General features: G+C 44.1%; 6 protein-coding genes and 2 pseudogenes. 4 read left to right on the forward strand and 4 right to left on the reverse strand.

All coding sequences use genetic code 11. From position 1 onward, the window contains the following. The 3 genes and pseudogenes from EWV68_RS20145 to EWV68_RS20155 form a co-directional block, all read right to left on the reverse strand. Window positions 1-96 (reverse strand): annotated as a pseudogene (locus EWV68_RS20145) (IS5/IS1182 family transposase); the annotation flags it as partial. 268 nt (window positions 97-364) lie between these two features. After that, window positions 365-847: a DUF29 domain-containing protein gene (locus EWV68_RS20150; protein WP_287170845.1), complete on the reverse strand. Its 483-nt coding sequence runs from the start codon at window positions 845-847 to the stop codon at window positions 365-367. A 235-nt stretch (window positions 848-1,082) separates the two neighbouring features. Next, window positions 1,083-1,775 carry a Crp/Fnr family transcriptional regulator gene (locus tag EWV68_RS20155; RefSeq protein WP_287170846.1) on the reverse strand — a complete coding sequence of 231 codons (693 nt, stop codon included), beginning with the start codon at window positions 1,773-1,775 and terminating at the stop codon, window positions 1,083-1,085. A 361-nt stretch (window positions 1,776-2,136) separates the two neighbouring features. Here EWV68_RS20155 and EWV68_RS20160 point away from each other — a divergent pair, with 361 nt between their 5' ends. Further along, window positions 2,137-2,325 carry a hypothetical protein gene (locus EWV68_RS20160; protein ID WP_002737442.1) on the forward strand — a complete coding sequence of 63 codons (189 nt, stop codon included), beginning with the start codon at window positions 2,137-2,139 and terminating at the stop codon, window positions 2,323-2,325. Then, complete coding sequence (locus tag EWV68_RS20165; protein ID WP_079206196.1) at window positions 2,310-2,606, forward strand: type II toxin-antitoxin system RelE/ParE family toxin; 297 nt, start codon at window positions 2,310-2,312, stop codon at window positions 2,604-2,606. The genes EWV68_RS20160 and EWV68_RS20165 overlap by 16 nt, the downstream gene beginning before the upstream one ends. Window positions 2,607-2,863: 257 nt before the next feature. Here the strand turns inward: EWV68_RS20165 and EWV68_RS20170 are convergent, their stop codons facing one another. Then, complete coding sequence (locus EWV68_RS20170; RefSeq protein ID WP_287170847.1) at window positions 2,864-4,315, reverse strand: GTP-binding protein; 1,452 nt, start codon at window positions 4,313-4,315, stop codon at window positions 2,864-2,866. Window positions 4,316-4,509: 194 nt separating this feature from the next. Between EWV68_RS20170 and EWV68_RS20175 the strand changes: the two genes are divergently transcribed. Then, window positions 4,510-5,418 (forward strand): transglutaminase family protein, encoded by a 909-nt coding sequence (locus tag EWV68_RS20175; protein ID WP_287170848.1) that lies wholly within the window; start codon window positions 4,510-4,512, stop codon window positions 5,416-5,418. 475 nt (window positions 5,419-5,893) lie between these two features. After that, window positions 5,894-6,224, forward strand: a pseudogene (locus tag EWV68_RS20180) (IS1 family transposase); the annotation flags it as partial.

The raw sequence follows: 6,224 nt of genomic DNA on the forward strand, positions 1-6,224 counted from the left end.
TACCATCTTTCTATAGGTTTGTTTATACACACCGAAACGGCGTTTGAATTGTTCATCTGATAAGTTTTGATAATCCATAATTTTGCTAATAAACATAGCAAAATTATAGATGATTTCCTAACCTAAGATCACATTTTATTCTTTTTTCCACTTCAATCTAAGAATTGAGAAAAAAGCAAAACCTTATATTATACCATAAAAAAATTATGCAAGAGGTCTATAAGTAGTCGTGCAAAATTAATTTCCTAGTAAAGATAGGCAAAAGGCAAGAGGCAAAAGGCAAGAGGGGGTTAGATATGTGTAATTAATTTTGCTTAGGTACTTACTACTACTATGCTACTTAGTGAAGTGCGGAATGTGGGTCTTAACTAATAAAAGGTGCGATATCGATGGGGAACCAATCCCCGTCTAATACTTGTTCGAGAGTGAATATAGACTCTAGGGGAATCGTATTTTTATCGACAATTCTCCCATCAATTAGGGTTTGTCTTGCGTCTGAATAGGCCTCCCCGAAGGAATTGATGGCATGATTTTTCAGCGTTGGGGTTTTCATCTTTTTTTTCAGTTGCACTCGAAAAGTGGCTATCTCTCCTAGCCAATGACGCGCGTTTCGTTCTCTTTCCGCTGCCCAATAACTCAGTTTCAGAAGATGGATTAATAGTTGAGTTAATAAACTTTCTACGGCCTGGCGCTCACTTTTTCCCATCCATTCGACTTCCTCGATCAGATTTTCCCAGTCCACCCTGTCAAACTCTTTTCGCTTTAACAGTTCGGCGGTTTTTTCTGTCCAGAGAACAAAATCTTCCTCATAGAGAACGGAGAGCGATGGCGGGGTTTGTGCGGTCATAATAGATTTCTGACGTTGCTGATTTGAGATAGGAATCTTCTTGTGTGGGATTTTTAAAACCTAGAGCCAAACTAGCTTTTGGATAGGATGCACAGTTGGTAAGTAGCTAGACACAATTAATTACACATATCTAACTAGCCCTTGCATGAGTGCCTTTTGCCTTTCCTAACCAAGAAGTTAATTTCGTCCTATTACTTATTCATACCTTGAGTCAGCAACACCAGCAGCAGAAAAATTAATTCTGACTCAAAAATAAACTGGGCAATCCGATAAGATTATCCTGCTTAAAAAAGATCGAATTTTGTTGTCGCAATTTACCGATTAATCTTGTTACTGTGACTCTGGTAGTGCCGATGGCGCTGGCAATTTGAGCGTGAGTTAGGGGATAGGGAAGATAATAGCCTTCTACACAGGGTTGACCGTATTCTTCCAATAATATAACCAAGAACCCCATTAATCGATCGAGGGAGCGTTTTTGACCGAGAATACTCAACCAAAATAACTTACGCTGGTATTGATGGCGAAAAGTTTCCATAACAGCCGATCGCAATTGCGGCCATTGTTCTAGGTCTTCCCAGTATAACCAGACTAACTCGGTCTCGTCTAGATGAGCTTGGGCTTGTAATTGAAAGGGAAATTGAGAAACAATCTCAAAAGGTTGACCTGCACCCACAAAACCGAGAAATACTTCCTCACTATCGGCAATAGGTAGTTGACGGGGGGATTTTTGGTCAATAACGTTAACTTGTGCCTTACCAACAATACGAATCGCCCCAGATTCCACAAAGTATAATAGCCCGGGGCGCGTGGCTACTCTTTCATCTTTGGCAAAGGTATGGTGACGATAATGGGATTTTGCCCAGTTAAAGATTTCTGTTTCTTGACCGATTAAGGGTATAAAATCCGACGAAGGAACCGAAGAAGACATTAAAATTAATAACCCACTGGGGCGTTGAGGGAACTGTAAACTAATGTAACAAAAAATTTCTGTGATTGGGGGGGGTCTTGTGGCCGCTAGATGGTTATTGGTCAATAATCCCTAAAAGTTGCGGGGATTGGGCAGATAGGAGAATTATTAAGTATTCTTAACAGTATCCCCGCCCCAATGTTACAAAAGCTAGATAATCACCTTATCTATTTTTAACTTTTTCTCGCTTTTCTGGGGACTATGGCTTAGGATAGGATGCGTAACTATAATTTTCTCTCCGATGATCAATGATAAATGATAGTTGATAGTTGATAGATAACTTAAATTTATACTTTTCCTTAAAAACTTCGGTCAAACTTGTATGAATAGCATTAGACAAAAAGTTGAATCCCTCTTGAATCAATTACCAGATGATTGTTCAATTGAAGATATTCAGTATCATTTATACGTTCTGGAGAAGGTGCGTCAAAGTTTGAACGCTGCCTCTCTGGAGAATACAATCCCCCAAGAAGAAGTTGAGGGTCTTTTAAACAAATGGCTGATCGAGTGAATTATCGCCTTGTCTGGTCGCCCAAAGCAATTGAAGACGTGGATGCGATCGCATCTTATATCAGTCGAGATTCCCCGTCCTACGCGGCGGCCGTCGTGCGCCGAATTCTTGATATAAGCTATTCTTTAGAAAATTGTCCCCTAGAAGCGAAAAAATGCGCCGAATTTAGCGATGAAACCATCCGAGAAAAGTCTGCCTACGCCTACCGTCTGATCTATCAAATTCAAGGGTCAGTAGTTATTATAGCGGCGATCGTCCATAGCAAGCATTTCTTGGATTGATCGAGTCAGTGATCAGTTATCAGTGATCAGTTATCAGTGATCAGTTATCAGTTATCAGTGGTCAGATTTGAATTTTCAGTTCACAAGGGCTGAATCTAATACCAAATTTGTTAAGCTAAAAGCTTTAATTTACTCAGTTTCTAACCTTCTTTTTAGGTAGGAGAATTGCCAGATTCTTTCTTGGAGCCTATTGCCTGTTGCCCCTTGCCTCTTGCCTCTTGCCTCTTGCCTCTTGCCTTCAGTTCACTGATTACTGATTACTGTTTACTGAAAAGTCCCCCAACCCCCAATTTTGAGCCTAATTCCCGCTTAATCCGGTTGAGAATCGAGGTTTCATCGAGGGAATCGAGAATACTGGCCACCACTGCCTTCGGGCCATCGGGTCCCCAGGTGGCCCCATTAGCGAGATAGGTTTTCGTCACTTGGCCGATTGCGTAACAGGATACACCGGCAACTCCCGCTTGAGTCAGGGCGATCGAAGTATAGGGAAGGAGAGAAATGCCGCCAGTGGCAGGAATCGAGAGACCGAGCAGTCCTTTTAGGGAACTTAAGCCCAAAACCGCTAAAAATTCGCTGGCACTAATGCCACCCATATTGAGGGCAATTTTTTGTAAAAGAGCGATCGCCCCCTGACGAGTTAAATCGATGCCGTATAGGCGAGAAAGAGCGAGAATCATGGCTAGATCGATAACTGCCCCCGTAAACAGATCCAACACCGTCACCGGATTCAGAGCGATCGCCGATGCTTTGATCATCACTGCTTTTTGAATCAATTGATTAGCCCCGCGATCACGGATAGCCATTTTGCGGGCGACAATTTGCTCGTTTACCTCGTCCGCATACAGCATAGAATTGAGTGCTACGAGCGATTTACCCTCTCGGTCTAGAATTTCCAAAATTTTGAGTTTCAGGGCTTCTATCTGGGGTTTACCACGAAATCGTTGCGTTTTTAGCCGACCATCCTGCCCTTTAACCGTCTCCGCCAGGAGGGGAGAGGCCGCCACCATAACAATCTCATCGGGGGAGAGTAATTCTTTCACCCGTTCTGAGGCGATTTTCTCATAGATAGCGAGGCGATCGACTTCCGGATACTGATCGATTTTATTAAAGACCAAAATCATCGGTTTTCCTGCTTCCCGCAACTTGGCCAAGGCGGAAAATTCCACTTTGGTCATATCACCAGAGATGATAAAAAGGATTAAATCCACCTGCTGCGCCACCTGACAGGCGAGAATTTCCCTCGTTTGCCCATCTACCTCATCAATACCGGGAGTATCAAGCAATTGCACCTGAGCATTACCCTGGCCGTTCAGGGTCAGACGCGCTAGATGAGGGAAAGTATCATCGCTGCTTAACTGCCAATTTACCCCTTTAATGGTGCGGGTAACTCCGTGTAGAGGACCGGTTGTAAAGATTTCTTGACCGACCAGAGCATTTAAAATCGAGGATTTTCCCCGGCCCACCAGGCCAAAAGCGGCAATTTGAATCAGGGATCGATCGAGTTTTTCCAGCAGGGCCACTAGGCGATCGATCTCCGCTTCTAGACCAATTTTCTCGATCGAGGTAAGATCCAGACGATCGACAAGTTTGCTCAGAGAATTGCGTGCCTGATTATAGTTGAGTTCTTCTTGAATAGTGCCGACACCTCGAAGCGCTTGTTCTAGGTCTTCGGTATTCCAAGCTCGATCGAGGAACGGGTCAGAGGTCATTTCAGTTATCAGTTATCAGTTATCAGTTATCAGTTATCGGTTATCGGTTATCAGTTATCAGTTATCAGTGATTAAGTGGGTGGGTGTTAAAAATTGTCAGATACCCCCCTTATCAAGGGGGGATTAAGGGGGGATCAAGGGGGGAGCCATCTTCAATTTAATTATAACCAGCTTATTATTAAGGATAATTCAGGATGAGTGTCATCTACGACTTGGAACACATCACCAGCTATCATTATCGTAAACCGGTAACTTTTGGGGAACATCGGGCGATTTTTTTGCCCAGCACCGGTCACGGTGAAAGAATTATCAGTTATTCTGTAGAAGCGAATATTGCCGCCAAAACGCGCTGGACTATGGATACTCTATCTAACAACGTGGTAGGGCTTGAATTCGCCGAAGCAGCGTCAGAATTAATCGTTACCTGTCGATTACGGGCAGAACATTTTGGCTTAAAAGCGATCGCTGATTTTCCCCTTGCTCAACGGGCGATCGAAATTCCTGTCCAATATACCCCCGATGAATGGTTAGACCTGGTGGTGTTTATGCGTCCCCACGCCGAGGATGCCGACGGCAGCCTGGCAGCTTGGGCCAAAAGTTTTGTAGCGGGGGATCAAGATGATACCCTCGATGTCATGGAAAGAATGATGGCGGCTATCAAAGATAATTTTACCTACCAATCCAGGGAGAGTGAAGGAACTCAATCCCCCGGAGAAACCCTGCGGCTAAAGTCGGGAACTTGTCGCGATTATGCTTGGTTGATGATCGAAGCTTTGCGAAGATTGGGTTTAGCCTGTCGTTTTGTCAGTGGCTATCTCTACGATGCTGCCCTCGACGGTGGCGAAGTGGGGATGACTGGCTCTGGCGCTACCCATGCTTGGTTACAGGTTTATCTACCGGGGGCCGGTTGGCGTAATTATGATCCGACTAATCAAATTACCGCCGGCTTTGATTTAATTCGAGTGGCGATCGCTCGTCATCCCGGTCAAATCATACCTCTTTCGGGTTCTTGGTTTGGTGATGCCGATGACTATTTATCTATGGATGTTAAAGTAACCATTCGCAAGCTGGGGACGCTGCCAGATTTTGATCCCAGGGAATAGGCGGAATTATAGCGTTTTTCATTGACCGGCAATCGGCTCCTGACTCCCCAAAAGGAAAACTTCCTACTTCACTATTAGGATAACTGCTAAGGTGTTGGTAATTTAAAGCGAAGATTCCCGTTAGGCTGTAGCATTTTTATCGATTTTTGTCAAGATATATTTTACATTTTTTTATCTTATTTCTGGACTCCCCCGTTGACAAAAGGCCATAACCTATGGTGTAGGAGGGATTAAGAGAATTTCCGCCGCCCCGTTACTGGGTACAAATCAGGGAAACCCCTAATAAATCTAAAGCATGATTGTTGCAGTTGGGTCGGTCGAGTTATCTTAGCAAAACGATAACTTCCCGGTAATGATTCCCCCCTCAAAATCAGTAAAACCCTACACCCTACACCCAACCCCCCCGATGTCGGGGGGGTTGGGGGGGCCACACCCTGCCACCACCGAAAAACTTTTTGCCGCAAACCCTATGCGCGGAGATAGGAGTCGTCAATCAGCTAAAAAACTTTGGGGCCAGTTTACCCGGTGTTTACCGACAATGCGCGGTTGCTTACACAGACTTTTGGGAGTCCTATAAGACAGTAATTCCTAGTAAACGTCATCGACCGGTCGGAAAAGAAACTGGTCAAACTAATCCTATTGAAAGATTAAATAATACTTTTCGACAAAGGATTTCTCGGCTGGTGAGAGAGAGAGTCTATCTTTCTCTAAAAAAATGGAGAATCACGTTGGGGAGCCCTTTGGTATTTTATCCATGACTACAATGCACAGCAAAGCAAAGGATTAAGCCGCCATCACTACTACCG

This window comes from Microcystis sp. M_QC_C_20170808_M9Col, assembly GCF_007095495.1.
GTDB classification, from domain to species: Bacteria; Cyanobacteriota; Cyanobacteriia; order Cyanobacteriales; family Microcystaceae; genus Microcystis; species Microcystis aeruginosa.

What these genes read in the sequence shown, in the direction of transcription:
- EWV68_RS20150 (WP_287170845.1), bottom strand. Translation starts at nt 847, where the DNA reads ATGACCGCACAAACCCCGCCATCGCTCTCCGTTCTCTATGAGGAAGAT.
- EWV68_RS20155 (WP_287170846.1), bottom strand. Translation starts at nt 1,775, where the DNA reads ATGTCTTCTTCGGTTCCTTCGTCGGATTTTATACCCTTAATCGGTCAA.
- EWV68_RS20160 (WP_002737442.1), top strand. Translation starts at nt 2,137, where the DNA reads ATGAATAGCATTAGACAAAAAGTTGAATCCCTCTTGAATCAATTACCA.
- EWV68_RS20165 (WP_079206196.1), top strand. Translation starts at nt 2,310, where the DNA reads ATGGCTGATCGAGTGAATTATCGCCTTGTCTGGTCGCCCAAAGCAATT.
- EWV68_RS20170 (WP_287170847.1), bottom strand. Translation starts at nt 4,315, where the DNA reads ATGACCTCTGACCCGTTCCTCGATCGAGCTTGGAATACCGAAGACCTA.
- EWV68_RS20175 (WP_287170848.1), top strand. Translation starts at nt 4,510, where the DNA reads ATGAGTGTCATCTACGACTTGGAACACATCACCAGCTATCATTATCGT.